Consider the following 3,528-nt stretch of genomic DNA (forward strand, 5'->3'; position numbering starts at 1 on the left):
AACATTTCAACCCTCCAACAGAAAGAGAAGAAACAAACACGGTTTCCGTGAGAGAATGGCTACAGCCAATGGCCGCAGAGTATTGGCAGCACGTCGTGCCAAAGGTAGAAAGAAACTGACTGTATCTGACGAATACAACGGAGTGAAGGCCTGAGCCTTTTCCTTGTGAAGAGATAAGAAAGGGGATGTGTCCGCACAGCGGGGCGCGTCCCCTTTTCTCTTGCCCCGGCGCGTGAGGCAGGCACGGCTCCCCGCCCGCCTTTCACTGTCTTTTGGCAAGACAGGATGCGGCTCGGCATAGCCCAACCGGAAAACTTCGTTTTTCGTTTGTCTCCTCGCCCGCCTTTCACTATCTTTCGATAAGACAGGATGCGGCTCGGCATAGCCAAACCGGAAAACTTCGTTTTTCGTTTGTCTCTGCGCTCGCCTTTCACTGTCTTTCGATAAGACAGGATGCGGCTCGGCATAGCCAAACCGGAAAACTTCGTTTTTCGTTTGTCTCTGCGCTCGCCTTTCACTATCTTTCGATAAGACAGGATGCGGCTCGGCATAGCCAAACCAGAAAACTTCGTTTTTCGTTTGTCTCTGCGCTCGCCTTTCACTATCTTTGCCCCCAATATGTAGAAACTTTGACACGATGACAATTAAAGAATTCTTTTCTTTCCGCCAGAACAAGTACTTCTGGCTGAACTTGGCGGCCATGGTGCTGGTAGTGGCGGGAGTGATGTATGGTGTACTGGTCTGGATGGACGTGTACACGCGCCACGGCGAGGCCGTGGTAGTGCCCGACGTGAAGGGCATGAGCGCTTCCGAGGCCGGGAAAGTGCTGCGCAACCACGGCCTGGACTATGCGGTCTCCGACTCGACCTATGTGAAGAACCTGCCCGCAGGCTCCGTGCTCGATTATAGCCCCGCGGCCGGACAGAAGGTGAAGGAGGGACGCATCGTTTACCTGACCGTCAATACGCTGAACGTGCCCCTGCGCGCCGTGCCCGACGTGGCCGACAACAGCTCCGTCCGCCAGGCCGAGGCCCGTCTGCTGGCTTCGGGGTTCAAGGTGGCCGGCGTAGACACCATCAGCGGCGAGCGCGACTGGGTGTACGGACTGAAGTTCAACGGACGCGAGCTCAAGCAGGGCGAGCAGATACCCGTCGGCTCCTTCGTGCGGCTGGTGGTGGGCGACGGACGCCCGACGCCTGAGGCCGAGGCCGTCCCGGAGGATGACACGGACACCGAAACCACTACGGGCGGCACCGACGACAGCTGGTTCTGACCCTTGCTCCCAAAACTTGACAGCACTATATATAAATAAGGTATGATAGAGGATTTGTCGGCAGACATAGACAACGACGACCTGGACGACATCGAACCTGTGGACGACGGGGCGCGGCTCTACGAGCACTTCCGCGTGGTGGTGGACCGCGGGCAGGAGATGATGCGCGTGGACAAGTACCTGTTCGACCGCCTCACCAACGCCTCGCGCAACCGCATCCAGAAGGCGGCCGACGCGGGCTTCGTCATGGCCAACGGACGCCCCGTGAAGAGCAGCTACAAGGTGAAGCCGCTGGACGTCATCACCGTGATGATGGACCGCCCGCGCTACGACAACGAGGTCATCCCCGAGAACATCCCGCTCGACATCGTCTACGAGGACCGCTACCTGATGGTGGTGAACAAGCCCGCGGGCCTGGTCGTACACCCCGGCCACGGCAACTACCGCGGCACGCTGGTCAACGCCATCGCCTGGCACATGAAGGACGTCCCCGACTACGATGCCAACGACCCCCACGTGGGCCTCGTCCACCGCATCGACAAGGACACCTCCGGCCTGCTGGTCATCGCCAAGACGCCCGACGCCAAGACCCACCTGGGCAACCAGTTCTTCCACAAGACCACCAAGCGCCGCTACCGCGCGCTGGTGTGGGGCAACGTGGAGCAGGACGAGGGAACCATCACGGGCGACATAGGCCGCAACCCCAGGGACCGCATGCAGATGGCCGTCCTGCCCGACGGACAGGGCAAGCACGCCGTCACCCACTACCGCGTACTCGAACGCTTCGGCTACGTCACCCTTGTGGAGTGCATCCTCGAAACCGGACGCACCCACCAGATACGCGTGCACATGAAGCACATCGGCCACGTACTCTTCAACGACGAGCGCTACGGCGGCCACGAGATACTGAAAGGAACGCATTTTGCCAAATATAAACAATTCGTAAACAACTGCTTTGAAACTTGTCCGCGGCAGGCATTGCATGCCATGACGCTGGGGTTTGTACATCCCGTCACCGGCGAGGAAATGTACTTCACCTCGGAACTGCCCGACGACATGACCCGGCTGATAGACAAATGGAGAGGCTACATCAGTAACAGAGATTTAGAATGAAACGCACCATCGCTATCGTAGCTGGAGGAGATACCTCCGAATATCACGTTTCCCTGCGCAGTGCACAGGGCATCTATTCCTTCATCGACAAGGAGAAATACACCTTATATATTGTATGTATGCACGGCACCGACTGGCACGTGCAGCTGCCCGACGGCGGCGAGGCGCCCGTAGACCGCAACGACTTCAGCTTCGTGCTGGACGGACGGAAGGTGACCTTCGACTTCGCCTACATCACCATCCACGGCACGCCCGGCGAGGACGGACGCCTGCAAGGCTACTTCGACATGCTGCACATCCCCTATTCGTGCTGCGGCGTGCTGGCTGCCGCCCTCACCTACGACAAGTTTGCCTGCAACCAGTACCTGCACGCCTTTGGCGTACGCATCGCCGAGTCGCTGCTGCTGCGCCAGGGACAGACGGTCACCGACGACGACGTCATCGGGAAGATTGGCCTGCCCTGCTTCGTCAAGCCCAGCCTGGGCGGCTCCAGCTTCGGCGTGACCAAGGTGAAGACGCGCGAGCAGATACAGCCCGCTGTCGCCAAGGCTTTCGAGGAGGCGCAGGAAGTGGTGGTTGAGGCCTTCATGGAGGGCACGGAAATCACCTGCGGCTGCTACAAGACACGCACGAAGTCCGTCGTCTTCCCCGTCACCGAAGTGGTGACGCACAACGAGTACTTCGACTACGACGCCAAGTACAACGGACAGGTGGACGAGATTACCCCCGCCCGCATCCCCGACGAGCTGCGCGACCGTGTGCAGCAGCTCACCTCCGCCATCTACGACATCCTGGGAGCCCGTGGCATCATCCGGGTGGACTACATCATCACCGCCGGCGAGAAAATCAACCTGCTGGAGGTGAACACCACGCCCGGCATGACGCCCACCAGCTTCATCCCCCAGCAGGTAAGGGCTGCCGGGCTGGACATCAAGGACGTGATGACGGACATCATAGAAGACGCTTTCTGAAAAATGAAGAACAGGGAAATGAAGAATGAAGAATGAAGAATTTCTTCCTAACTCAAAAACTCAAAAACTTAAGAACCTGAGTTTTGGATAAGATAACACTCTCAACCTAGTGAGAATATCCACGAGTATTCCCTGCGGAGAACCTTCCGTTCTTCGCTTCCACATGTTTAT

At 58.2% G+C, this 3,528-nt stretch carries 4 protein-coding genes; all 4 read left to right on the top strand.

The window, feature by feature from the left end; translation table 11 throughout:
• Nucleotides 1–154, top strand: a 154-nt coding sequence (rpmH, locus tag Q1Y74_RS13760; protein ID WP_300814865.1) for a 50S ribosomal protein L34, incomplete at its 5' end; no start/stop codon positions are given.
• Between the two features lie 483 nt (nt 155–637).
• On the top strand, nt 638–1,273 hold the full coding sequence (locus Q1Y74_RS13765; RefSeq protein ID WP_300814862.1) for a PASTA domain-containing protein: 636 nt from the start codon (nt 638–640) through the stop codon (nt 1,271–1,273).
• A gap of 42 nt (nt 1,274–1,315) precedes the next feature.
• Nucleotides 1,316–2,386, top strand: a complete 1,071-nt coding sequence (locus Q1Y74_RS13770; protein ID WP_300814863.1) for an RluA family pseudouridine synthase — start codon at nt 1,316–1,318, stop codon at nt 2,384–2,386.
• Nucleotides 2,383–3,357, top strand: a complete 975-nt coding sequence (locus Q1Y74_RS13775) for a D-alanine--D-alanine ligase (RefSeq protein ID WP_300814864.1) — start codon at nt 2,383–2,385, stop codon at nt 3,355–3,357. The genes Q1Y74_RS13770 and Q1Y74_RS13775 overlap by 4 nt, the downstream gene beginning before the upstream one ends.
• Nucleotides 3,358–3,528 lie beyond the last annotated feature (171 nt).

The sequence above is a fragment of the uncultured Bacteroides sp. genome (assembly GCF_949298305.1).
GTDB lineage: Bacteria > Bacteroidota > Bacteroidia > Bacteroidales > Bacteroidaceae > Bacteroides.